Consider the following 24,070-nt stretch of genomic DNA (forward strand, 5'->3'; position numbering starts at 1 on the left):
GCTTACGGGAATACCCTTTTTTACTTACCAGATATGTTAAACGGTTTGGCCGTTAACCAGCTTGATATGAATGCGGAACGGATCAGCTACATACTTGGTACCCTCACGTTCCTCTACTCCATAGCCTGCCGTAGTCAAACGGGCCACAACGGCCTCCAGTTCCTTTTGATCCGGCACAATTAACTCAAAATAATCCAACCCTGCGGCATGCTCGGGAGCTGGAAGCGCGCCTTCCCCTGCCCATATATTCAAGCCCATATGGTGGTGGTAACCACCTGCGGATACGAACATAGCAGACGAGCCATAGCGACATGTAATATCAAAACCGAGCACATCGCAATAAAATTGCTGCGCCTTGAGCAAATTAGACACATGGAAGTGAACATGCCCAATTACCGTTCCTTCGGGCAACCCTTGCCAAGGTAGGTTCTCGGAAATAGCGACCAAGCCTTCTGCATCCACAGGATCTGTTCCCATAATGTAATATCCGTTAGCATCTTTCTTCCACTGATCACGAGGACGATCCGCATAGATCTCTATCCCGTTATTATCCGGATCATGGATATACAGAGCTTCACTTACATCATGGTCCCCCTGTCCGATTTCAATCTCATGAGCAAGCAGATTACGCAGTGACAGGCCCAGAGCCACTCGATTCGGTACAAGAATAGCAAAGTGATACAATCCGGCTGCGGATTGGCGTGGAAGAATAACTGCATTTTCAATAAACTTAAGGGTTAGCAGCGGTTGCTTTCCATCGACTGTCAATTCAGCGGTATCCGCCGTTTGACGCAGCAGTTGAAAACCAACGACCTCGGTATAAAATTGAATAGAGCGCTCCAAGTTACTAACCTTTAATGAAACCTGCCCGATTCTGGTGTTGTCATGGATATGTGCTGTCATGAGATTTCCCTCTTTCTACATGGATTGGAGGACTACGCTAATGATAAATTACTGTTCTGTTGAGGTACGACGGCTAAACAAAGAATCCAGAGACAAGCGAGTCGTCGGCGCAAATACCAAATGCAATGCTACCAGAATAAAGGCAATATCCAGCTCATACCCTGCTCCCTGACCATTACCCATCAGACCGCCGGACAATTTTGCTGTGAAAATCGCACCGATTAATACAATAACAAAAAGTCCAGATACATAACGGGTAAGCAATCCAAGAATTAAAGCAATTCCTCCGACTAACTCAATTACGGCAACGGCATAACCTAAAAATCCCGGAACACCTATACTGGAAAACCAGCCAGCTACATTACCTAACCCCATTTGAAATTTAGCAATTCCGTGCGCCAAAAACAAGATACCCAACGCTACCCGCATAATTGTAGAAATGTTTCTGCTTGCTGAACTCATATTTATCTCTCCATTCTGAATATTTTTTTGCACTCGTATGAGCACATAATAATTATTTTATATTACTAATAATTTGGTTAAAAAATAAAATGATCTTGCTCTAAGTTGTAACTTATATAAGTACGATTCAAGCTCAAATTATTAGTAATACGAATAATTATTTTGTAATGTGAATTTATCATAAGAAACTATAGTCTGTCAACAAAATATTTGGTATAGTAAATAATAAATTAGTATTTATTATATTCCCTTGAAGGAGGAACGCTCCATGGGTATAGGATGCAACATACGCGCCGCGCGTAAACGTAAAAATTTATCCATCCAGCAAATATGCGAACGAACCGGATTATCTCAAGGTTTTATGAGTCAAGTGGAAAACAATAAAACCTCCCCTTCCATCGCTACACTGGACAGCATCGCTAATGCACTTAAGGTACCCCTCGCTTTTCTGCTGCTCAAAGAAGAGGAACGAATGCAGGTGATTCGGAAGGATGAGCGCCGCAAAACGGTTTATGGCAAAAATAAGCTTCAAGTTGACCATTTGGGGGGCCAAGGTAACATCAAAATGATGCTGGTGGACATGCCGCCAGGCTCATCCACGGAAGAAGAGCATGCTCATGCGGGTGATGAGATTCATTTTGTTATGGAAGGCACAGTATATGTGGAGCAAGGCGAGGATTCGGCTACCCTCGAAGCAGGAGATTCCTTTAGCTGGAGAGCAGCCATTCCGCATTATGCCAAAAACATTGGAGAAAACAACGCCCGTATTTTGATTTCTGTATTTCTCGAAGCAGAGAATGACGCTTAATAGAATCAAAAAAAAGCGCGTACCGGGAAGTTATTTTTCACTTCCACGGTACGCGCTTTTTATATTTCAACTCTATTTTTTCTTGGCTGCGTCAATATCTCCAGGATTCAAGCCTTCCCATATATTTGGGATACTTACGTTTTCTGGATGATCGAATACGAGGAATGCTGTTGGTAAATACCGCTCGCCGTATTCAGAAGAAGGTTTATTTACAATGGCATGATCCTTGACGAGCACGGTCGATGATCCACCATCCAGATTAGCACCGATAACCGCTCCGTGTTTAAGTAAAATGTTTTGCATATCATACAAATTGGCACCAATGCTGTAACCCGGCTGACGACCATCGATGGTCACAAAAATAATCGCGCCGTCTGCTCTTTGCCCCATTGCCGTACGGGGAGCAATTCCCCATCCTTCGCTTGCATTGCGAATGAGACCTTTACCATTCACGATCAAGCGTGGCTGGAAGGTAACCGCTTCTTGCACATTCATTTTGGACAGCTCGGACAGCGAGTAATGCCCGGCCACCATTTTGCCTTGCTTATCAATCCCTACGATTTGGGCTGAAGCGTTTTTCCCCATATCATTGTAGTATAGCTGGCCCTGTGAAATAACAACGCCGATCGGCTTAAATCCATTCCCATTCCAGTTGGGATCGGCAAAGCCGCCGCCATTTACGCCCGCAACGGCTCCCAAGCGCTCAACCATACTGGATACTCTTTCTCCTTTACCTACCTTGGCAGGAATCCCGAGTCTGATTTTAGTGGGGTCATGCACCGTCATCACATAGCCGTGATAATTGCGACCAGATACCTCTTCTACTTCAACCAACGGCGTTTGTTGGAACTTGGTTGGTGTCAGATCAGGCAGCTTGATCGTATGTCTGTCCTTCTCCTCGCCCATCTGCTCGAAACGGGCCGAATATTCGGCCACTCGCTTCTGCGCCTCCTCCTCACCAATAAAATATTTTGCCCAGTGACGATGTTGTGTTGTGATCAGCGTATCCGCCGCCAAGTAGCGCATATCCTTGCCAGATGGCGTTAAAAACAGCCACGCGCCGCCTCCGACTCCTGCGAGCAGTAGTACAATAAAAAGCCGCGACATAAAGCGACCGAATTTTCCTTTTCGTTTCTTTTTTTTGTTATTCTGCCTGCGGGCTGCTGCACGCTGTGGCAAGACTTCCGGTTTCATTCGTCATCTCTCCTGTATGCTGACTTCTGTCTTGAAATAGCTGATAGGGTTTGTTGTTCAAGACAGCCATGCTGCTGATTCTGGTCCTCAGAGGGTAACATATCGGCAGCGACATCTAACGACAATATCATAAACTAATTTTGTAGAATGATAGTGTCAATTTTTTAACAGATTCATCATACCGAAAAAGAACACAATAAACCAGCCCTCCACATGAAAGTAAAGGACCGATTGGAAAATTATATAAAAATTCACGCTTGGTCGGAACACGTTTCGTTGCCGTTGCATTCCCTTTTACGGTGCGGACTCGGGTACAAGCAGCATGAACAGTTCTTTCATTTGCTGGCGCTTGAGCTTCGGACTAAGCACATACAAAGTATCCCCCGGCTTAATCACCGTCGTGCCTCTCGGAGCTATAATTTGCTCCTCTCGAATAATAGCGGTGAACAAAATGTCATCGGGAAGCTGCATATCCTGAATCGCTGTGCCCACAATGGACATCCCCTCCTGCACCTGAATGTGATTAATCTCCGAGGTGGTTTTCCCTAGAGATACCAATTCCAGGAGCGAGGGAGACGACGTTTCGTTAGGGTCCATTAAGCCGAGTTTCACCGCCAGCCACGAAATGGTCGTACCTTGTATAATGGCCGAGGTAAGCACGACGAAGAATACGACATTGAAAAACAGCGGCCCCACATCCATTTTATCCAGCAGTGGATAGGTAGCCAGTACAATCGGTACTGCTCCCCTTAGTCCTGCCCAGGATAACAGCGTCTTTTCGCGTATAGAGTACCTGGAAAAAAGCAGGCTCAGGAACACGCCAAGCGGACGGGCTACGAGCATCAGGATGAAGGAAAGCGCCAAGCTTTGCCACACAATGCCGAGCAACTGACCGGGAAAAACCAACAGTCCAAGCAGGACGAACATCATGATCTGCACCATCCAGGCGAAGCCGTTGTTAAAATGAATAATAGACCGCTTGTAGGTCAGGTCCGAATTACCCAGCACGATGGCCATGACATATACCGCCAGCAAGCCGCTTGCCTCCAGTAAGGATGCGGCCGCATACGTTAAGACCGCAAATGCCAGCGCCATCACAGGATACAGACCGGATGAATCAAAATTCATTTTATTAATGGCATATACAGCTATGCGTCCAAGCACAAAACCAACGGCCAGACCAAAACCCATTTCCCATAAAAAAAGCAAAATATGTACCCAAATGGATTGCTCAGGGTGATGTATCAGCTCAATCAACGTTACCGTGAGAAAAACGGCCATCGGATCATTACTTCCAGATTCCGCTTCCAGCGTGGACGTAATTCGTTTCTTGATATTTTTACCACCTAAAACGGAAAACACTGCTGCCGCATCCGTCGATCCTACAATAGCTCCGAAAAGCATGGATTCCATCCAACTCACGCCTAAAATAAACTTGGCGACAACGCCAATGACCACAGTTGTAATAATGACGCCAAGCGTCGATAATGACATCGCAGGTCGAATGACTGGCTTAACATCTGCAAACTTCGTTTGCATCCCGCCTTCAAACAAAATAACGATGAGCGCGAGAATCCCCACCAACTGCGTAATAAACGCATTATCAAAATAAATAAACTGACTGAGCACCATGCCGACGGCAATAAACAATACGAGCGCAGGCATGCCGAAACGACTGGAAAATTTGGTAGTCAGTACGCCAACCAGCAGCAAGCCGGACAGCAAAAGCACAATAAAATTAATAACAGTTGTCTGTTCCATACGACGGCTTCTCCTATCCTGAAAATAATGTTCATTTTTTCGCCTTTTACCTATATACCCTCAAATCACACAGAATACTAATCTTAGTTTAAAAAAATATATATAATCAAAAACCAGCTCATGAACTGTGCTAATTGGCACTCCATGAGCTGGCTCGTATGTTTCTATATAGCTCGGGCTGCGAAAGCTCCGCGCTTTATGCTTTGGGCTGAATCATATTTGCTGGAACGACATATTGGTTGAACTGCTCTTCGGTCAACAATCCGCTACGCATAGCCGCTTCTTTGAGAGACAGCCCTTCCGCATGTGCAAGTTTGGCGATTTTAGCCGCATTTTCATATCCGATATACGGATTTAATGCTGTCACCAGCATCAGTGAATTGTTCAAATTATGCTCAATTTTAGTGAGATCCGGCTCAATGCCGACCGCACAGTTATCATTAAAGGCTACAATTGAATCCGCTAGCAGATTCACGGATTGCAGGAAATTATAAATAATGACCGGCTTAAACACGTTCAGCTCAAAATTGCCCTGACTCGCAGCAAAGCCGATAGCTGCATCATTACCCATGACCTGCGTAACGACCATTGTAAGTGCCTCGCTCTGGGTCGGATTGACCTTACCCGGCATGATCGAGCTGCCCGGCTCGTTAGCAGGAATCGTGATTTCACCCAAGCCGCTACGCGGGCCGCTTGCCAGCCAGCGCACATCGTTGGCGATCTTCATCAAATCAGCAGCAAGCGCTTTAACGGCTCCGTGTACGGCAACCACTTCATCATGACTCGTCAGCGCATGGAATTTGTTTGGTGCGGATGTGAACATTTTACCAGTGAAGCTGGAAATTTCCGCAGAGGTTCGGTCACCGAACTCTGGATGAGCGTTAATACCCGTGCCCACGGCTGTACCGCCAATGGCAAGCTCCTTCATATATTGAACGTTGTCGATGATGATTCGCTTGCTTTTATCCAGCATGGCATACCAGCCGCTGATTTCCTGACCCAGTGTAAGCGGCGTGGCATCCTGTAAGTGGGTACGTCCAATTTTAATAATATCCTTAAATTGCTCTGACTTCTGCTGGAAGGTTTCTTTCAGCTTATCTATAGCAGGCAGCAAGTGATCCTCCACTGCAATCACACCCGCTACATGAAGCGCCGTCGGAAACGTATCATTCGAGCTTTGCGACATGTTCACATCGTCATTAGGATGCAGCTTCACATCCTGTCCCTGCTCTTGCAGCCACTGGCTTCCTAGATGAGCAATCACTTCGTTCACATTCATATTGGATTGCGTACCGCTTCCTGTCTGCCATACGACCAATGGGAAATGGTCATCGACCCGTCCAGCAAGAATTTCGTCTGCCGCATAAATAATGGCGTCCTGCTTCTCCTGTGGCAGCTTGCCCAACTTATAATTGCTGATCGCAGCACTCTTCTTGAGCACTGCGAAAGCCTGAATAACCTCTAATGGCATTTTCTCCGAGCCAATCGGGAAATTTTCCTTGCTGCGCTGTGTTTGCGCTCCCCACAGACGATCTGCCGGTACTTTGATTTCACCCAATGTATCTTTTTCGATGCGGTAGTTCAACTCATTTCCTCCTCTTGGCCTATGTAATTCAGACAAAATATGGTGACTTCCTTGCCTATTATACATTAAATTTCAAAGGTTATCATATATTTTGCAAGCGCTTTTTTACGATTAGGCCGGAGGAGGAATGTATCGTGAGCTACAAGCGGGATCTCACGGGTTCAGCTAATGGAGATATTGCCTTTAGCACGAACCTCTTTTCTGCCGAGTAGCTTATTCAACGCGTCGATATAAGCTCTGGCGCTGGCTTCCAAAATATCTGTACTCGCGCCTCTTCCGCGGGCAGTGAACTCTCCTTGTCTCAGAACAGTATGCACTTCACCCAGTGCATCCTTACCGTACGTTACAGATTGGATCGAATAATCTTCCAATTCCACTTCTTCACTACTGGCCTTGTCAATAGCATGAAAAATCGCATCTACAGAGCCGTTGCCCATCGCCACTTCATCGATTGCTGTTCCATCCTGTTTAATCAGTCGAATGGATGCTACCGGAACCGACTGATTGCCATAGGATACCTGGATGGAATCCAACGTGTAAATTTGAGGAGAGGTGCTGCGGCTCTCATCCATCAGGACGAGCAAATCTTCATCCAGCACCTGTTTTTTCTTGTCCATCAAGATTTTAAATTTACGGAACGCCTCCTGAAGCTGCTCTTCTGTCAAAGCATCAAACCCCATGTCTGCCAGCTTTTCCTTGAATGCATGCCGACCTGAGTGCTTGCCAAGTACAAGCTTACTCGTCTTCAAGCCGATGCGCTCCGGGGAAACGATTTCATATGTCGTACGCTCCTTGAGCATTCCGTCCTGGTGGATACCAGACTCGTGGGAAAAGGCATTCGCTCCAACAATGGCCTTGTTCCCTGGTACGGCCATCCCGGTGCGTTTGCTCACCAGACGACTGGTAGCATAAAATTCCTCCAGAACGAGATCCGTTTTTGCGTCATACAGCTCGGTTCTCGTATCAAGGGCGAGCGCGACCTCCTCCACCGGTGTATTTCCGGCACGTTCCCCGATGCCATTGATTGTACCTTCAAATTGATCTACACCATTACGGATAGCCGCAAGTGTGTTAGCTGTTGCCATCCCGAGATCATCATGACAGTGGGTGCTGAGCTGTATCTTTTCGATGCCAGGCACCTGGGCTTTTACCACTCTGAACATTTCACCGAACTGATCTGGTGAAGCATAACCAACAGTATCCGGCAGATTAACGACCGTTGCTCCAGCCCGGATCGCCATATCCACGACCTCGCAAATAAAGTCCAACTCGGTACGACTGGCATCCTCCGCCGAAAATTCCACCTTGTCAAAATACTTGCGCCCATAACGAATGGCTGCGGCTGCGGTTTCCAGTACCTTCGTCTTGTCCATTCGCAGCTTGTGCTGGCGGTGAATGGGTGAGGTAGCCAGAAACAGATGAAGACAAGCGTCCTCCGCTCCCCTCAGCGCCTCTCTGACCGCATCTATATCCTGCTCTTTCGACCGCGCAAAACCAACCAAGGTTGAATTAGTAACCTGTTTGGCAATCTCCTGCATGCTGAATATCTCACCTGGCGAGGTAGCCGGAAAACCGGTTTCTATCCGATCTACGCCCAATTTTTGCAGTTGAAGGGCAATTTCGACCTTTTCTGTACTGGTCAGACTAACTCCTGGTGATTGTTCTCCATCTCTTAACGTTGTGTCCAACACCCATATTTTGCGCATTCAGAACCCACCTTTGGTTTTATTGTAGGAGATGCTCGATATAAAAGATTTACAATTCAATACATTCATCCGATCATCTGATGTTTAGGATTAAAAAAATTATGAATGTTCCAAATGCTTTTGCAGTTCCAGCTTGGTGCCGTCCAAATGCTGAATGCTGTACAGTTCGGCAGCTTTGGCATCCTGATCTCGGATCGCCTCATAAATTTTCTCATGCTGAAGTGTAAAAGGATTTTGCATCGCCGGATCGGTTATGAGATTTTTTAACGTCTTCCGAATCGCCTCTACAAAGCTGCGATACACATCTGTAAGCACTTTATTACGTGTAGCCCCTGCAACAGCCAAGTGAAAAGTGATATCCGCATCCAGATACTCGTTCAAATCCCCAGCGGCCAATGTCACGGCACGACGGTCCAACGCCTCACGCATCAAGCGTAAATCCTCATCCTTACGTCGTAAAGCAGCCAGCCTGGCAATTTCCAGTTCCAACACACTCCGCACCTCATAGACCTCAATAATTTCAGCGCGGCTCAGTCGGTAATCCAAAGGCTCTTGGGAAGTCGTCGGTTGGCTGACAAAGGTTCCGTGTCCTTGTTTTTTCTCTAATAGACCGGCATGTACGAGAACGCTGACCGCTTCACGCACTGTGGAACGCCCTACTCCAAAAAGCTTCATCAGCTCAGGCTCTGTTGGAATTTTTGTACCCACATCCCATTCACCAACAGCAATTTTTCGTTGCAGCTGTTCAGCCACCTCATCGGCAATTTGCTTGCGTTTGACGGCTTGAAAAGGCACCATTTCCTGATTCATCTGATCATCTCCTGTTTCGTATCATACTATAGCGGCTTGCCATCCTGCAACCTGTTTTTATTTTCCCTTCCTCTCCTTATCAGGCTTCTGCCTGTAATACTTGTCTTCGCACCTCTCCCATCAACAAAATAAGCCCGTACCGTTAGAAACGATACAGGCTTATTTTGATAAAATATAGGCTAGGATTTAGATTGTGCAGGTGTGACACAATATAAACGGCTGGTTGCTTCAAAAATATGGCCTGGAGCAAGCGCAATCAGTCCGATATCCTCCGCTGGCAAATCCGGACGATTCGGCGCATTGATCATGTTCATTTGCGGCTCAGGACAGATGAATTCCTTGTTCGCTTTATTATTCCAGATCATCCAATGCTTATAGGCCGTGCCTACATCGTATACTAGAGTAGCGCCTGTCTTAGTGTGTGTCAGTTCCATATAGTTGCGTCCATTTTGCGGAGCTGCCGTGTAATGATTATCCATGGAGGCAAAATAAGGACTTACTCCCGTTGTCTTCAGCAGTTCCTCTTCCGGCGACAATGGCTGGAACTGTCCTGTGGCTAACAACCGCTCTGTCAGCTCCCGACGCTCACCGATAGTAACCTTAATTTTGTAGTCTTCCGGCGAACTATCCGGTACGAATGGAACCCGAATAGCCGTGTGAAAGGCAAACAGGTTTGGAATCGGCTGATCACCCTCGTTGTGGATCACATAACGCTGATGTAGTCCAAATTCGTCCAGGCTGTACGTCAGCTTGATGGTAAAGGTGAACGGCAAATAGTGAAACATGGGGTGTCCTTCCCTCACATGCTGATTCATTACCACATAGCTGCCCTGTTCTCCAGATCCGTAGTCCTCAACCTCCCACCGGACGGTGTGTAAAAAACCGTGCAGATGGTTGTGGGTTGCCGTTTCATTGATGGGCAGTTCATATGTAACTCCATTCCACAGGAATTTGCCATCCTCATACCGATTCGGAGGATACAGAAAAGGAATCCCATAGACTGACGGGCTTTGTTTAAAAGCCTCTATGCTGTCAGCTTCCGGCTCGCGGAGAAATGAATATCCCGTTTCATTGTCACGAAAAGAAATCAGATTTGCGCCGTTTCCCGGCAGGGCTACCGCCTCATAACGCCCAAATTTAAGGCGAATCGCCGGTATTCCATAATAAAGGTCACCAATTGCAGCATGCTGATGTGTCATCAAAAATCCTCCTTGATGAATGACGATGGTTAATGAAAGCGTTTAGCTTTTGGCTTGACTATACCATGCTGAGCAAAAAAATTCCATGCCAACACAAAAAAACGACGCCCCGTAAGGCATCGTCCTTTCCAAGTCACTACACATAGCGCCCCTGCTTGGGTACAGCCGTATGCTCAAAATCCTCCGTCAGTCGTTCCAACTGGGTCGTCAGCTCATTTCCCTGCATGTAGTGACCGTGTCCCGTAACGGCAATCTCCGGCTTTAAACCGGACAGCAGTTTTACTGACCGCTGCGCAGCCTGCCAATCTGTCGTAAAATATGCAGGCGGACCGTGTATTTCTTTTTCCTGTAAAATAACCGCCAGCGCCGATTCCTGTTTTACGGTAATAAAAGCATCTCCGGCTACCAGCAACCGTCTGCGTTCATGAAAAAGCGATATGTGACCCGGCGTATGCCCAGGTGTATGCAGCCACTTCCAACCAGGCGCACCAGGCACACTGCCATCCTCAGGCAGACGGGTGATGCGATCATCCAGATCAATGGCATCATTGGGATATAAAAAGGAAACGCTCGACAGCAGCCCTCCAGCCACACTGGGATCAGGTTGTTGGTAATCCTTCAACCCTGTCAAGTAAGGAAGCTCCAGCGGGTGCGCATACACAGGAGTGCCCCAATGCTGAACCAACTCAATGACCGATCCCACATGATCAAAATGCCCATGAGTGAGCACAATAGCAACGGGAGGGCCAGCGAACCGTTCCTCAGCCAAGCGAATAATCGAGTCTGTAAACCCCGCCATCCCCGTATCCACCAGTACCCAGGATCGACTTCCCGGCTCCCCGATAAAACACACATTTACAAACAGCGTCCGTAAGCTCAGAAGATCGGGAGCAGCCTCTTCATTTGCCGTCATTCCTTCGGTGAACAGATGATTTGCCAAACCGTCATCCTCCCCATTCACATGGAATTTGCTGTCATCATCGACCTATAGGCTTCCCCCATGTCGGCAGATTATGCATTATGCGGACACTGCTAAATATAATCCGCTTGTCACGAAAATAGACCATGTTTACATTACTCGGGTAATTTACTCCAAGCCGCATCAAGCAAATAATCAAATAAATCATCATTCTCTTCAATCCAGGCATCCATACGCAGCATCTCTTCCTCTACGCGTGGCTCGCCTGCAAAATGAAGACTGTAATCCCACTCCTTGCCCCTTTTGCTATGGAACGTAATTTCGTATACAGAAGTTTGTCCATCTACTCCAAACACGACCTGACCCAAGTATGCACCATTCTCATCTCTAGTCATTTGTGCCTGTTGAATATGTACTTCTTTTACTTCCTGAGATGCATTTTGATCCGTCATTCATCTATCCGCCCTTTCATCTTCTCCAAAATGTACCAAAACTAATTTGTGAACCTTTTCGTTACATTGTACAATATATAAGCCGTGTGTGGAATTTGCAACAAACTGCGCAGGCAACCCAAGCCCTGTAAGGGCCTTTTCGTGAAATGGAGGAAAGTTACATGTCAGATTTTCAACAAAAATTGCAAAAATATGCCGAGCTAGCCGTTAGGGTGGGGGCTAATGTCCAGCCTGGGCAAACCCTCATCGTTCATGCTCCCATTCTGTCCGCTGAACTTGTGCGGCTTATTGTCAAATCCGCGTATACCGTTGGAGCAAAGCTGGTTAAGGTAAAATGGAGCGACGAAGCCATCACTCGCCTACAGTATGAACTGGCTCCTGATGAGACTTTTAATATTCCTCCCAAATGGTATGCGGCCGAAATGACCGAAGAGGTCGAGAACGGCGCAGCAGTACTGCATATCATAGCAGATAATCCGGATTTGCTTCAAGGTATCCCGTCCAGTCGCATTACTGCGGCTCAGCGCGTACGTTCACATGAATTGCGCCAATACCGTGAACTTCAAATGGCCGATAAATTCAGTTGGGCTCTGATTGCTTACCCTTCTGAAGAGTGGGCTGCTAAAGTATTCCCGAATCTGCCAGCTTCCGAACAAATGGATAAGCTGTGGGAAGCCATTTTCAGCACCGTACGTGTCGATCTCGACAACCCGGTAGAAGCATGGAAAGAGCATTTGAAGACACTCTCCAGCAAATCAGACATTTTGAATGCCAAACGCTATAAAAAGCTGCATTATTTGGCCCCGGGGACTGATCTGACCATCGAATTGGCAAAAGATCACCTGTGGGTTGCAGCCGAAAGCGTCAATCAGCAGGGACATTCCTTCGTAGCTAATATGCCTACCGAGGAAGTGTTTACTGCCCCGCTCAAAACCGGAGTGAACGGCAAAGTAAGCAGTACCAAGCCGCTAAGCTACAGCGGAAATATTATCGACAACTTTACACTGACCTTTGAAAACGGGCGCATTATAGATGTGCAGGCTGAAACAGGATTGGAGACTCTTCAGCATCTCGTTGAAATGGATGAAGGCTCCCACTACTTGGGCGAAGTCGCTCTTGTGCCCCACCAGTCCCCGATTTCGGATAAGAACATTTTGTTCTATAATACGTTGTTTGATGAAAATGCCTCAAATCATCTGGCCATCGGTAATGCCTATGCATTTAACCTGAAAGGCGGCAAGGACATGAATCAGGAGCAGTTGGCAGCCAACGGCCTGAATTCCAGTCTGACACACGTCGATTTTATGATCGGCTCAGGTGAAATGGACATTAACGGCGTCACCGAGGATGGTACCGAGGAGCCCATTTTCCGCAAAGGAAATTGGGCGATCTAAAAAGACAAAAAAGGCTCTCGCCGCTTTTTCATGCGGAGGAGCCTTTTTTCTTCATTCAACGGGTTATGTCACAGATATTTTACAAATTACGAAGCCACTGATTCACTGTAATTCCAAAGACAATTTGTACTATGCTAATGATTAAAAAGACAATAAGGCAGCTTATGATTCTTCGATTCGTGGATTGGTGCATGGATAATGAAGATTTTACATAAAACATGCTGCCCAATATCCCAAAACACAAACCAAAGATACCCGCAAACAGCCACCCTATGACCAAGCTGACTACAACAAAAGCCCAGCTCCAGCCGGGAACTTTAGCCACAGGCACGTAAGGCTGATTGGAACCCAGATATACGCCATCCACGGCCAGATCCGCTTTGTTACCAATGACGACAACATTTACAGCTTTATTCGTCAATCTGATGGGGAAATCGACCAAATTCAAAAAAGCATTCTGGCTTTTAACCTTCTGTACGCTTCCATTCACAATAATTTTCCCTCCACCGAGGCTACGCTTGTACTCAATTTCATACTGAGTTCCATTATCTTCTACATTCCATTTTGCCATTGCTCTACTCCTTTCAAGTTTTAGGGTAGCCGTAGATATACTTCCGACATTTCTAATTCAGCATTTTGCATCATTCGATTCCCAACGCTTGATAGACGAACTAAACCGTTTCGATCTCTATATTGCTGATTTGAAATCGCTCTTGGAATTGTTGCAAAATGCTCATTTATGTACTGTAAAAATCATAACATAAGCTGCAAGTTAAATAATGGAAAAAGGCCGCTTATTAGCGACCTCTTCGTGTATTTCATATTGTATTGGTGTTAATTCTTATGTCCAATTTTAGCTTTGTAAGCAAGGGAATACTGGTCAGCGGCTAAAATCGCATCCAGCACATCGTCCGCCGTTACAGCAAATGGCAGGTTGTGAGCGGTTTCGCCTTCCTTCGTCGCCGCCTGAGCTACACGGTACAGATCCTCGCGGGAGGCTTCCTGGAGCTTGACATCCTCCAGTGTGACGGGCAGATCCAGCTTCAGATAAAAATCGATATACCGTTCCACCTCGGCCAAAGGCCTTTTTTCCAACGCAAGCTGTACCAAGGTGCCGAAAGCCACCTTCTGACCATGCGTCAGATGATGAATATCCCCTTCCAGCACGGTAAAACCGTTGTGTATCGCATGTGCGCCTGCCAAGCCACCACTTTCGAATCCTAGCCCACTCAGCAGCGTATTAGCTTCCACTACTGCTTCAAGCGCAGGTGTAACCACTTTGCGCTTCACGGATTCATAAGCTTGCAGTCCGTAATCGAATAGAACCTCTTCGCACTTGGCCGCAATCGCTTCGGCTGCCAAGGTTGGCAAGCCACCAGCCATCGTTGTAGCCCGAGCCTCGATAACCGCACGAGCTTCAATCCATGTTGCCATCGCATCCGCAATGCCAGAAGAGAGGAACAATGGCGGTGCTTGGGAAATGACCTTCGTGTCGACTAGGATCAAGCTTGGATTTTTACTAAAAAATGAATACGCATCAAATGCACCCTCATCCGTGTACAAGACAGATAGCGCACTGGTTGGAGCATCCGTGGAAGCTGTCGTTGGAATAATCACAACTGAGGAACCTAGCACCTCATTAACCGCCTTGGCGGTATCCAGCGTCTTGCCGCCGCCTACACCAATGACAATATCGACATGCCCGCTTCGTCCCTGATCAGCAATACGGTTCACTTCATTTTTGGACGCTTCCCCTTGAAACTCCACCTTTACCGAAGCAAGCCCCGCTTGTTCCAGACTTTTCACTACCCGGTCGGCTGCGATACCCCATACCAGCTTGTCAGCAATAACCAGAGCAGTATGACCTAATGGCTTGACATATTCACCCGTTTTATCAATCACATTTTTCCCTTGCACATATTTACCCGGACTAATAAATACCTTTTCACTCATCGTTCAACGCTCCCTTCCAAGTTTGTACAATTCCTATTATACGGCTGAAAGGGCACACATCTCAATTTCAAACCCCAGATCTTCAATCATTTGATGATCGGCTGTGACTTCTTGTCCATCTGTCGTTAAATAATCTCCTACGAAAATCGAATTGGCTGCATACAGGGATAAGGGCTGTAGTGTCCCTAAATTCAGCTCCCTTCCGCCTGCAACACGAATTTCCTTGGATGGACAAATGAACCGAAACAGCGCCAGTGTCTTTAATGCTCTGATCGGAGATGTGCGCTTTGCTTCTTCCAGCGGGGTTCCGGGGATCGGATTCAGAAAGTTAACCGGAATGGAGTCGGCACCGAGTTCTCGTAAAGCATAACCCATCTGGACGATTTCCTCATTCGTTTCCCCCATTCCGATAATCACGCCGGAGCAGGGTGACATCCCGTGAGAATGAGCCATTTTAACCGTTTCAACACGTTGGTCGTATGTATGTGTGGTTGTAATGGACGGATAGTTGGCCTTGCTCGTATTTAAATTGTGATTGTAACGATGGACTCCTGCCTTTGCCAACCGGCGGGCCTGATCTCCTTTGAGAATCCCCAGGCATGCACAAATTTTAAGTGGCATCGTACTGGTAATTTCCTGTACCGCCTCAATTACCTGATCCAGCTCTCGATTCGTTGGGCCCTTGCCGGAAGCTACGATACAATATGTACCTGCTTTCCTTGCTAACGCTTCACGGGCTCCGGCCAGCAGAGACTCCTTGTCCAGCATACTGTATTTGCTGACAGGTGCCGTGGATACGATCGATTGTGAACAATAGCCGCAATCCTCCGGGCACAGGCCGCTTTTGGCATTCATAATCATGTTGAGCTTTACCTTTTTACCGTAGAAATGATGACGCACACGGAATGCAGCTTGCATAATCGGTAAGATTTCCTCATTGTCCGCTCCCAGCACCGCCAATCCTTCTTCCAGCGTCACATTGCTGCCGTGGATCGCTTTTTCTGCCAGCGAGTCCCAATCCGTAACCTCATTGGACCAATTCATACTTCATACCTCCCTAATTTAAATAAGCATCTAAACAGATATGTTTATCTAGGATAAATTGCCTTTTTAATTGTCAACCCAATAGGTATATAATAGGTTTACAATAATACAAACATCATATCAATTCGCGTCTTATGTGTAAAGAAGTCAAAATCAAAAAAGCGACCCTCTATCGTTCATGGGTCGCTTCAAGGATGATTCAATTATAGAATGTCTACTTTTCTGTCCGGTGAATCCTGATTTACGAGACTCCGGCTTCCTCCATAAGAATCGGCTGCTTCAACAGCCGAATACGCGAAATTCGCTTGTTCTCGATTTCTTCTACAACGAACTGACAACCTTCAAATTCTACAGACTGACCCGGCTGTGGCGGGATAATCTCAACATGCGAGTACAGCCAGCCCCCTACTGTATCATAATCCTCATGATCCAGATTCAATCCAAAGCGATCATTCACTTCATCAATTAACAGCATACCGTCAATGGAAAATTCCTCGTCATTAATCTGCTCACAACCCGGACGCTCCTGATCAAACTCATCCTGAATTTCACCAACGATCTCTTCCATAATATCCTCCAGTGTCACCATACCCGAAGTACCTCCGTACTCATCAATCAGAATCGCAATTTGTGTCTTGCTACGCTGCATGCGTTTGAGCAAATCGCTAATTTGTGTAGATTCAGGAACGGCAAGAATCGGGCGGATCATCGTACGGGTATCCAGTTTGTTCGCCCGCAGAAGATCCTTAATATGGATAAAGCCGATAATATGGTCCTTGTCCTCGGCACAGATTGGATAACGCGTTCTCATGCTTTCCGTCGCAATCGCGAGATTTTCCTCTGTGGACTCATTGCTGTACAAACAGATCATCTCGGTACGTGGAATCATGATTTCCCTGGCGGTCGTGTCGGTAAAATCAAATATATTATCAACAAGCGCCAATTCCGTATTATCAATTAGTCCGCTCTTATTACTTTCCTTCATCAGAATGCGTATTTCATCCCCCGTATGCGCGGAATCGTCATATTCAGATACCGGCTCCAGACGGAATAAACGCAGCAGGCTGTTCGCCATGCCATTCAACGCCCATATGAATGGATACATCAGCTTGTAAAACCAAGTCATCAGCATGGCCGAATACAGCGTAATGGTTTCAGATTTACGAATGGCTATCGTTTTGGGAGCCAACTCCCCCAGCACAATATGCAGAATCGTAATTACAATAAATGCAATGACCACGGCAGTACCATGTACATATACCGGTCCTAGCCCGGCGGCGGTAAATACAGGTTCGATCAAATGTGCAATGGCCGGCTCTCCGATCCACCCGAGTCCCAGCGAAGCCAGTGTAATGCCCAACTGGCAGGCAGACAGATAGGCGTCCAAATTGTGTAACATATTCGCGGCATATACGGCTTTTTTGTTACCCGCCTCTACCAATGTTTCAATACGGCTGCTTCTGACTTTAACCATTGCAAATTCTGCAGATACAAAAAAACCGTTTAATAATACTAATGCAAAAACAATAATTAAGTTAAACATACTCGGTAAAGGGTCACTCAATATGCTCCCCGTCAGCCGTCATTACGGCAGACAGGCGCACCTCCTTCGGATAGTTTCATCATAGACAGAACGATAACACATCATTAGCAGCGTCAATTTCCCAACACGTTCACTCCTTCCGGCTTCCAAAAGCCTTATTCCGCATGATTGATTAAATCTTCATCAGCTTATATTCAATTATATAACTATACTCTATACAGTCAAACCACAAGCAATGTCAGAAAAATCGGTTTTCCCTAGCATTTAGGTCAGAAAGCTTCATTTTTCGCCTCTCACCACAAAGGAAGCAACTATATTTGAGAAAGTTTATAAACAAAATACATCCCCTGCCATCAGGCAGCGGATGTATTTTAATATATATGAAGGCATCAGCGAACCGGGGATGTACCCGGATTCCCGATGACGCCGGGATATTGATACAGCAAAGGCTCATCAAAAGTAGCATAGTCCAGGTTTACCATAAGTAGAATGGTGCGTCTTCCGGTAGAAGGATCACTGATAATAATGTGGTCACGACCAGCCGCTTCCAAAATACCCTTGAAAATTTTCGCGTTCCATTCCCGGTTATTTTCATAGGTCATATAAAAAGTACCCGTTTTGCCCAGATTCAGACGCAAAATATTTTCAATATAAGATTGCTCATATTGTGGAGTCTGAGTCTGCACCACTGTACCAGTCGGTGTCATTGCACTACCACTATTGACATGAGGGGGAAAGCCGCTCATGGGCTGCATGGTTCCCATTGGAGCCAACCTAGGCCATTCGGGGTACCCGCCGCCAGCAGGATAAGAGACAGGACGGTAAGCTTGCTGTGTAATCATGTTAATTCCTCCTAAAATGGTTTTAAATCATCCAAACTCATTTGTTACGCTTTAATAGACGGCAGGACAATCCTGTACAGTCGGGCTAAAGAAGCAATGCGCTTTGTAACGGCCGGTGTTAGTCTGGTTATACCAGGTATCCGGACAGTCCCCGGAAGGTCTGAAAAACCACAATGCATTCGAAGCCGGGCGAATCTTTTCCCCATTAATGACACGCCGGGCAAGACGAATGTCACGGTCACGGGCTTTTTGATAAAAGTACCCCTTTTGGGTAGCTTCAAATCCGCCTGGACTTTGAAAGACCATGTCATTCATGAGGCGAATACCCTGAAAATCCAGGCAATTGGCCAAAATCCGATTTACTCCGACATTGCCGACCATGAGCATTCCCTGCTCTCCTTCTCCTTCAGCCTCTGCCCGCATAAGCCGGGCGAGTGTCCTTACATCCTCTGAGTTGACATTAATAACAGCCAACGTCTCTCCTCCTTGCTGCTCAATCATATATCGTATCGTATGGTACAAATGCCCAATGGGTGACAGCGTGAGTGAAAAAAAATAGCCCCGAAATTCGGGACTATCCTGCAGCAACGTATCCTTATATGAAAATTAAGTCGCCCATGTTCAGCCTGATTGTCAGGGCTCATAAATCATTTTTCGCGTCATACCGCCATCTACAACCAGATTCGTGCCTGTAACAAAGTCGTTGCCGGGCTGGGTCAAATACAGACACGCCCGCGCGATGTCGGCAGGAGTTCCCACTCGGCCGGATGGATGCTGCTGATGGTCTTCGGGGCGTAGTTGCCCGTAATCCCCTGTCTCAATCCAACCCGGGCTAATACAGTTGACCCGAATCCCATCCTTTCCTAGCGATATGGCCATCGCGTGTGTAAGGGCTGCAATGGCTCCTTTGGATGCTGCATAGGCTTCTGTATCCGGTTCTGACATAAAAGCCCGTGTCGAAGTCATATTGACCACAGAGCCACCTTCCGGGTTACGTTTCATCACCTTGGCCGCTTCTCGTGTGGCTATAAAGCAACTGCGTACATTCGTATTCAAAATGTCGTCCCATTCCGCAACCGTTAACTCATATGGAGATTTCCATTTGGACACGCCTGCATTGTTAATCAGCGTATGAATGGTGCCATATTCTTCTTCCGTGGCACGGATCAGCGCAACAATATCTTCTTCCTTACGCACATCACAGGGAACAAAGATCGCCTGATGTCCTTCATTCCGTGCCGCAGCCGCCACAGCTGCCCCTACTTGCTCATTGTGATCGGCAAATACAACCTTGGCACCCTTGCCAGCGTAGGCCAAAGCGATCTTTCTTCCGATCCCATGTGCCGCACCTGTAACGATAACAACTTGTCCTTCAAATGACATGCTTATTCCTCCCCTATACTTTCCTAGTATATATGTACCAAAATGTGCTGCACAAGAAACAAGAACATCCCCCCTGGCCTATTGTATTACAGGGGGATGCCCATGAATAAATGGGGAATAAGCTTCTGTCTACATTTTAACCTGTTCCAAGCCATAGCGATTGAGACGCTGGAACCCGATGTACCGTGTACCCTGAAAGGTAAGACGCCCCTCATCCCCCTCGGCACATTGACCATATTCTTCCCCGCTTACCTTGAATTCCATCCGGTCGCCGCTCTCTACCTCGAAGGTTACATAATAGAAAGTATAGGTACGAGTCCCTTGCTCCTCCTGTCGCCTCTGTTGGAGATGTGTCCTTCTGGCCGTAATTCGGGAACCGACCGTCAATACAGGCTGCTTTTTATTCCGGCTCCATTCCATGACTTCCTTCCCCGCAGACAGTACGACAATACCCAACACGACTACGAAAAAAACGGGCAGTACCGTACCCAGCCAATCGAACATCCATAATGACTCAAATCCCATACACCGCACTCCTCTCCGCCAGGCATTCCACAGGGAACTGGCCGGGCATCCTCACATGACCTAAGCTTTCTGTATTAGTATATGTATGTTCCTGCCCAAATTTGATAGCAACCCTCAAGAACGCCAAGAGCCTCCGCGGAATGATCCGGGAGGCTCAACTTATGGCGATATCAGTATGATGCATCTGTTTATACATGTACAAGCTGGAGATAACGTTGTGTCTCATTCAAAACTTCATTTTCTTCTGCCTCGGCATAACGCTCTGCACACTGCTTACAATCCTCTTCAGTCGTGCAGCCGTAGGCATCCTGGCAAGTGTAACAAAATTGAAGGTAGTATTGGGTTAACTTATGATCCTGATTCGCTCTCATGATTATCACTCCTATCGTTGTTTACAGGTTCAGTATAACAGTGGCTCATTCAGTATATTGTGATTTTTTTCACATATTGTCGTATAAAATTTAAAATCTTAAAAAATAAAACGCCCTGTGTCTCTTCGCTGTATCTGCATGGCCTTTTGAGGACGTGCAAATACAGGGAAAAGCACAGGACAATCACCCTGATGAAGGTTATAGGATCCTCCAGTTGGTACCGCCGTCCGTCGTTTTCAGCAACAATGATTTCTTATCATCCAGACGTTCCAGAAGCAGCCACCCTACCGTAGAAGAAGCGAAACGGAGCTTGACTGATCGAGGGTAATCCTTAAGCTTCGATGGCAATACTTTGCTGCCAGTAAGGGTTGTCCACGTCTTGCCCCCGTCCATCGTTCGCTCTATTCCCGCTGGGGTTACGATCCACCCTTCCTTATCATTTAGAAAAGTACGGCCGGGAATAACGGTGTTTCTATTGCTGATCAGCCCCAAAGACACATGGTTCCATTGCATGCCTGCATCAGCAGTAAACAGTCCGCTATACTTTGTACCGCTGTCTAAATAACAGAGAATAGGAATCCAATACGAGGAACTATTTCCTTTAAAAGACTGCGGAGCTTCGGCTTTTGCTTGCGGACAACCCTGTATCTTGCTGACTACCGGGGTCCAAGTCTTCCCTTGATTCGAAGTCTTATAAAGTTTAACACTGCTATCCAGATTAATGGCAACAAAACCCTGCTTGTTGCCATCAAAGCTCATTCCCGCCATGCTGCCCTGATCGGGTAGGCCCGAGCTTGACTCATTGGATGACAAGCCAGAACTTTGCGCAACCTTCTTCCATGTGGCCCCTCCATCAGTGGTATGATACAACAACTTTTGTTGATCCTGCTCATTCAGGTTTGTAGACGCCATAATCCATCCGGTAGACGGATTTACATATTGTATCGAGCTCACATGCTCCCCGCTTGGGAGCGCTGAAATATCCCAGCTCTGTCCCCCATCGGCGGTTCTGAGGATGACGGTTGCGGTTTTGTCCAGATTTTGACGGACAACCCATCCATGCTGGGAATCGGTAAAGCTAATATCCTTCCCATATTCAAGCTTGTCTTGAAATTGAACATTTTCGGAAGGAGAAATATTATTCCAGGTATATCCACCATCATGCGTATAATAGAGTCGAAGCTCATTACGAGTAACTCCCCAAACGAAACCTTTGGTATCATCAATCAGATGGAAATCAGCTATTCGTGTCTGAACTACATATTTGGCATTGGGATCGCCCACCTTCGGCGTCATTGGTGGATTTATAGTTATCGTTTGTCCCTGGTCATCCGGTTCCTCAACCGGAGGTTTGGTTACGGTTTCTGCGGGTTCGGAAGAACAGCTAGCCAGCAGGATACCTGTCAGCAGCAATACTCCCCCCAGGAGCGCACGCCAGCGCAGTTTCATATAAAGATCCTCCCTCGATGGCATGCGGTAATCCCGTGCCACAAGCTTATCTGAAACAGAATTATACCATAAACGACCTTATGTGACACTTTTCGCGCACTCATACAAAAAAACCGGCCACCCTCCACGTAAGTGCAGGATGCCGGCTTTTTAACATTCAGACAAATTAGGATTTACGGTTTAACAAACTTTTGTGATATCCATAGAAGATATAAATCAGTAGACCCAGCAGAAGCCAAACGATAAATCCAATCCACGTGCTGATATGAAGCTGAAGCATCAAACCGACGCAAACCAGGGCACTCAAAAGCGGGAGCAACGGGACCCAAGGTACGGTAAAGCCTCTTTTCAAATCCGGACGTCTCTGCCGCAGAACGATTACTCCAACCGATACGACGGCAAAAGCGAACAGGGTTCCGATACTCGTCAGGTTCGTCAATGCATGTAATGGAAAAAATCCACTAGCCAATGCGATGATGCTTCCGACCAGCCAAGTGCTTCGGATTGGTGTTTGAGTTTTGGGATTGATTTTAGATAAAAATACCGGCAACAAACCGTCACGCGACATCGAGAAAATTAACCGTGTCTGACCATACAACAGTACGAGCAAAACCGTGGTCATCCCGGCAATCGCACCGACAGAAATCAATCCTGCCGCGAAATCCTGATGGATAAAGCGTAAAGCAAACGCAACAGGATCATTTACCCCTAACTGCGTATAAGGCACCATTCCGGTAAGTACAACCGAAACCGCAATATACAGCACCGTACAAATCGCAAGCGAGGAAATAATACCAATTGGCATATTCCGCTGCGGATTACGTACCTCCTCTGCTGCCGTTGAAATGGCATCGAAACCCAAGTAAGCAAAAAATACGATTGCCGCGGCACTCAAAACACCGGAAAACCCATAGGGGAGAAACGGTGTCCAGTTAGCAGGCTTAACATAAAAAATTCCGATTCCGATAAACAGCAGCACGACTCCGACTTTGACACAAACCATAACGAAATTAAATCGGACCGTTTCCTTGGCTCCGAGACTCAGCAGCAGTGTGATCAACATAATAATACACACAGCAGGCAGGTCAATAATGGTTCCCTTGGCTGAATCAAAGGCTGCGGTTAAAGCCAGTGGTAAATGTAAATCAAACCCAGCCAGCAAACCTTGAAAATAAGCAGACCAGCCACTGCTCACTGAGGCGGCCGCCACCCCGTATTCCAGAATTAAGTCCCAACCCAGCACCCAGGCCAGAATTTCCCCAAACACAATATAGCTATACGCATAAGCGCTGCCAGCAGCGGGAACCGTAGATGAAAGCTCCGCATAGCACAGGGCTGCCAGCACGCAGGCAATTCCTGCAATAACAAAGGAGATCATCAGGCCAGGACCCGCATTTTCCGCTGCTGCCTTGCCTGTGATCACAAAAATCCCGGTACCGATGATACATCCTACACCCAGCATAGTCAGATCGAAGGCGCCCATCGTTCTCTTCAAGTGACTCGTCGTTCCGTTCTCCTCATGCGGGAGCAACCCTGTCTTTTTTCGAAATAAGTCCATAATCATAATCCTCTTTCCATAATGTCCTACGCGAATATTGCTACTGCAACGCTTTAGTGTGTGTCCCTGTCATCCGATTAATTATTAGCTAGCCCCTGTTTGAAGTCAAGGAGAAATGTCATATTTCTTTGCAGTGGAGGGCACATATACGGTAAACTAGGTTGGAAAGATAAATTTTGTATTATTAAAAATGAAAAGGTATACAACCC

General features: G+C 46.8%; 23 protein-coding genes. 2 read left to right on the forward strand and 21 right to left on the reverse strand.

Annotation, left to right across the window (positions count from 1 at the left end; translation table 11 throughout):
- Positions 1–36: 36 nt before the first annotated feature.
- Both NST83_RS12800 and NST83_RS12805 read right to left on the reverse strand, forming a co-directional pair.
- Positions 37–903 (reverse strand): VOC family protein, encoded by an 867-nt coding sequence (locus tag NST83_RS12800; protein WP_342414490.1) that lies wholly within the window; start codon positions 901–903, stop codon positions 37–39.
- 48 nt (positions 904–951) lie between these two features.
- Entirely contained in the window at positions 952–1,365 is a 414-nt protein-coding gene (locus tag NST83_RS12805) for a DoxX family protein (RefSeq protein ID WP_014281592.1), read from the reverse strand.
- Positions 1,366–1,633: 268 nt separating this feature from the next.
- Here NST83_RS12805 and NST83_RS12810 point away from each other — a divergent pair, with 268 nt between their 5' ends.
- Positions 1,634–2,173, forward strand: a complete 540-nt coding sequence (locus NST83_RS12810) for a cupin domain-containing protein (protein ID WP_342414491.1) — start codon at positions 1,634–1,636, stop codon at positions 2,171–2,173.
- A 72-nt stretch (positions 2,174–2,245) separates the two neighbouring features.
- Here the strand turns inward: NST83_RS12810 and NST83_RS12815 are convergent, their stop codons facing one another.
- The 8 genes from NST83_RS12815 to NST83_RS12850 form a co-directional block, all read right to left on the reverse strand.
- Positions 2,246–3,367, reverse strand: coding sequence for a phosphodiester glycosidase family protein (locus NST83_RS12815; protein WP_342414492.1), 1,122 nt, complete (start codon positions 3,365–3,367; stop codon positions 2,246–2,248).
- A 294-nt stretch (positions 3,368–3,661) separates the two neighbouring features.
- Entirely contained in the window at positions 3,662–5,128 is a 1,467-nt protein-coding gene (locus NST83_RS12820; RefSeq protein WP_342414493.1) for a potassium/proton antiporter, read from the reverse strand.
- A gap of 196 nt (positions 5,129–5,324) precedes the next feature.
- Complete coding sequence (gene fumC, locus NST83_RS12825; protein ID WP_342414494.1) at positions 5,325–6,713, reverse strand: class II fumarate hydratase; 1,389 nt, start codon at positions 6,711–6,713, stop codon at positions 5,325–5,327.
- A gap of 161 nt (positions 6,714–6,874) precedes the next feature.
- Positions 6,875–8,419, reverse strand: a complete 1,545-nt coding sequence (locus NST83_RS12830; protein ID WP_342414495.1) for a 2-isopropylmalate synthase — start codon at positions 8,417–8,419, stop codon at positions 6,875–6,877.
- A 99-nt stretch (positions 8,420–8,518) separates the two neighbouring features.
- Positions 8,519–9,229 carry a FadR/GntR family transcriptional regulator gene (locus NST83_RS12835; RefSeq protein WP_342414496.1) on the reverse strand — a complete coding sequence of 237 codons (711 nt, stop codon included), beginning with the start codon at positions 9,227–9,229 and terminating at the stop codon, positions 8,519–8,521.
- A 179-nt stretch (positions 9,230–9,408) separates the two neighbouring features.
- Positions 9,409–10,428 carry an aldose 1-epimerase gene (locus NST83_RS12840; protein ID WP_342414497.1) on the reverse strand — a complete coding sequence of 340 codons (1,020 nt, stop codon included), beginning with the start codon at positions 10,426–10,428 and terminating at the stop codon, positions 9,409–9,411.
- A 136-nt stretch (positions 10,429–10,564) separates the two neighbouring features.
- The gene (locus tag NST83_RS12845; protein ID WP_342414498.1) at positions 10,565–11,368 is read right to left on the reverse strand and encodes an MBL fold metallo-hydrolase; all 804 of its coding nucleotides are present in this window, start codon (positions 11,366–11,368) and stop codon (positions 10,565–10,567) included.
- 134 nt (positions 11,369–11,502) lie between these two features.
- The gene (locus tag NST83_RS12850; protein WP_342414499.1) at positions 11,503–11,799 is read right to left on the reverse strand and encodes a hypothetical protein; all 297 of its coding nucleotides are present in this window, start codon (positions 11,797–11,799) and stop codon (positions 11,503–11,505) included.
- A gap of 161 nt (positions 11,800–11,960) precedes the next feature.
- On the opposite strand from NST83_RS12850, the gene NST83_RS12855 reads away from it, so the two are divergent.
- On the forward strand, positions 11,961–13,193 hold the full coding sequence (locus tag NST83_RS12855; protein WP_137063228.1) for an aminopeptidase: 1,233 nt from the start codon (positions 11,961–11,963) through the stop codon (positions 13,191–13,193).
- Positions 13,194–13,272: 79 nt separating this feature from the next.
- Here NST83_RS12855 and NST83_RS12860 read toward each other — a convergent pair whose 3' ends face one another.
- From NST83_RS12860 to NST83_RS12910, 11 genes are all read right to left on the reverse strand, one after another.
- Positions 13,273–13,764 (reverse strand): hypothetical protein, encoded by a 492-nt coding sequence (locus NST83_RS12860; protein ID WP_342414500.1) that lies wholly within the window; start codon positions 13,762–13,764, stop codon positions 13,273–13,275.
- Positions 13,765–14,027: 263 nt separating this feature from the next.
- The gene (locus NST83_RS12865) at positions 14,028–15,146 is read right to left on the reverse strand and encodes a glycerol dehydrogenase (RefSeq protein ID WP_342414501.1); all 1,119 of its coding nucleotides are present in this window, start codon (positions 15,144–15,146) and stop codon (positions 14,028–14,030) included.
- Positions 15,147–15,182: 36 nt separating this feature from the next.
- Positions 15,183–16,190 carry a biotin synthase BioB gene (gene bioB, locus NST83_RS12870; RefSeq protein ID WP_342414502.1) on the reverse strand — a complete coding sequence of 336 codons (1,008 nt, stop codon included), beginning with the start codon at positions 16,188–16,190 and terminating at the stop codon, positions 15,183–15,185.
- A gap of 241 nt (positions 16,191–16,431) precedes the next feature.
- On the reverse strand, positions 16,432–17,733 hold the full coding sequence (locus NST83_RS12875) for a hemolysin family protein (RefSeq protein ID WP_137063232.1): 1,302 nt from the start codon (positions 17,731–17,733) through the stop codon (positions 16,432–16,434).
- A 389-nt stretch (positions 17,734–18,122) separates the two neighbouring features.
- Positions 18,123–18,575: a spore coat protein GerQ gene (gene gerQ, locus NST83_RS12880; RefSeq protein ID WP_342414503.1), complete on the reverse strand. Its 453-nt coding sequence runs from the start codon at positions 18,573–18,575 to the stop codon at positions 18,123–18,125.
- 51 nt (positions 18,576–18,626) lie between these two features.
- Positions 18,627–19,049 carry a cell wall hydrolase gene (locus NST83_RS12885; protein ID WP_342414504.1) on the reverse strand — a complete coding sequence of 141 codons (423 nt, stop codon included), beginning with the start codon at positions 19,047–19,049 and terminating at the stop codon, positions 18,627–18,629.
- 159 nt (positions 19,050–19,208) lie between these two features.
- Positions 19,209–19,958, reverse strand: coding sequence for a glucose 1-dehydrogenase (locus tag NST83_RS12890; protein ID WP_342414505.1), 750 nt, complete (start codon positions 19,956–19,958; stop codon positions 19,209–19,211).
- A gap of 129 nt (positions 19,959–20,087) precedes the next feature.
- Entirely contained in the window at positions 20,088–20,483 is a 396-nt protein-coding gene (locus tag NST83_RS12895; protein WP_342414506.1) for a DUF2500 domain-containing protein, read from the reverse strand.
- Positions 20,484–20,671: 188 nt separating this feature from the next.
- Positions 20,672–20,854, reverse strand: a complete 183-nt coding sequence (locus NST83_RS12900; RefSeq protein ID WP_342414507.1) for a hypothetical protein — start codon at positions 20,852–20,854, stop codon at positions 20,672–20,674.
- Positions 20,855–21,052: 198 nt separating this feature from the next.
- Positions 21,053–22,303, reverse strand: coding sequence for a YCF48-related protein (locus tag NST83_RS12905; protein ID WP_342414508.1), 1,251 nt, complete (start codon positions 22,301–22,303; stop codon positions 21,053–21,055).
- Positions 22,304–22,469: 166 nt separating this feature from the next.
- Positions 22,470–23,861, reverse strand: coding sequence for an amino acid permease (locus NST83_RS12910; RefSeq protein ID WP_342414509.1), 1,392 nt, complete (start codon positions 23,859–23,861; stop codon positions 22,470–22,472).
- Between the last annotated feature and the right edge of the window lie 209 nt (positions 23,862–24,070).

Origin of the sequence: Paenibacillus sp. FSL R10-2782 (assembly GCF_038592985.1) — a bacterium.
In the GTDB taxonomy this organism is placed as follows: Bacteria; Bacillota; Bacilli; order Paenibacillales; family Paenibacillaceae; genus Paenibacillus; species Paenibacillus terrae_C.

Excerpts from the sequence above, each read along its gene's own strand:
- NST83_RS12800 (WP_342414490.1), bottom strand. The coding sequence starts at position 903 with ATGACAGCACATATCCATGACAACACCAGAATCGGGCAGGTTTCATTA.
- NST83_RS12805 (WP_014281592.1), bottom strand. The coding sequence starts at position 1,365 with ATGAGTTCAGCAAGCAGAAACATTTCTACAATTATGCGGGTAGCGTTG.
- NST83_RS12810 (WP_342414491.1), top strand. The coding sequence starts at position 1,634 with ATGGGTATAGGATGCAACATACGCGCCGCGCGTAAACGTAAAAATTTA.
- NST83_RS12815 (WP_342414492.1), bottom strand. The coding sequence starts at position 3,367 with ATGAAACCGGAAGTCTTGCCACAGCGTGCAGCAGCCCGCAGGCAGAAT.
- NST83_RS12820 (WP_342414493.1), bottom strand. The coding sequence starts at position 5,128 with ATGGAACAGACAACTGTTATTAATTTTATTGTGCTTTTGCTGTCCGGC.
- NST83_RS12830 (WP_342414495.1), bottom strand. The coding sequence starts at position 8,419 with ATGCGCAAAATATGGGTGTTGGACACAACGTTAAGAGATGGAGAACAA.
- NST83_RS12835 (WP_342414496.1), bottom strand. The coding sequence starts at position 9,229 with ATGAATCAGGAAATGGTGCCTTTTCAAGCCGTCAAACGCAAGCAAATT.
- NST83_RS12840 (WP_342414497.1), bottom strand. The coding sequence starts at position 10,428 with ATGACACATCAGCATGCTGCAATTGGTGACCTTTATTATGGAATACCG.
- NST83_RS12850 (WP_342414499.1), bottom strand. The coding sequence starts at position 11,799 with ATGACGGATCAAAATGCATCTCAGGAAGTAAAAGAAGTACATATTCAA.
- NST83_RS12855 (WP_137063228.1), top strand. The coding sequence starts at position 11,961 with ATGTCAGATTTTCAACAAAAATTGCAAAAATATGCCGAGCTAGCCGTT.
- NST83_RS12860 (WP_342414500.1), bottom strand. The coding sequence starts at position 13,764 with ATGGCAAAATGGAATGTAGAAGATAATGGAACTCAGTATGAAATTGAG.
- NST83_RS12865 (WP_342414501.1), bottom strand. The coding sequence starts at position 15,146 with ATGAGTGAAAAGGTATTTATTAGTCCGGGTAAATATGTGCAAGGGAAA.
- bioB (WP_342414502.1), bottom strand. The coding sequence starts at position 16,190 with ATGAATTGGTCCAATGAGGTTACGGATTGGGACTCGCTGGCAGAAAAA.
- NST83_RS12875 (WP_137063232.1), bottom strand. The coding sequence starts at position 17,733 with ATGTTTAACTTAATTATTGTTTTTGCATTAGTATTATTAAACGGTTTT.
- gerQ (WP_342414503.1), bottom strand. The coding sequence starts at position 18,575 with ATGATTACACAGCAAGCTTACCGTCCTGTCTCTTATCCTGCTGGCGGC.
- NST83_RS12890 (WP_342414505.1), bottom strand. The coding sequence starts at position 19,958 with ATGTCATTTGAAGGACAAGTTGTTATCGTTACAGGTGCGGCACATGGG.
- NST83_RS12895 (WP_342414506.1), bottom strand. The coding sequence starts at position 20,483 with ATGGGATTTGAGTCATTATGGATGTTCGATTGGCTGGGTACGGTACTG.
- NST83_RS12900 (WP_342414507.1), bottom strand. The coding sequence starts at position 20,854 with ATGAGAGCGAATCAGGATCATAAGTTAACCCAATACTACCTTCAATTT.
- NST83_RS12905 (WP_342414508.1), bottom strand. The coding sequence starts at position 22,303 with ATGAAACTGCGCTGGCGTGCGCTCCTGGGGGGAGTATTGCTGCTGACA.
- NST83_RS12910 (WP_342414509.1), bottom strand. The coding sequence starts at position 23,861 with ATGGACTTATTTCGAAAAAAGACAGGGTTGCTCCCGCATGAGGAGAAC.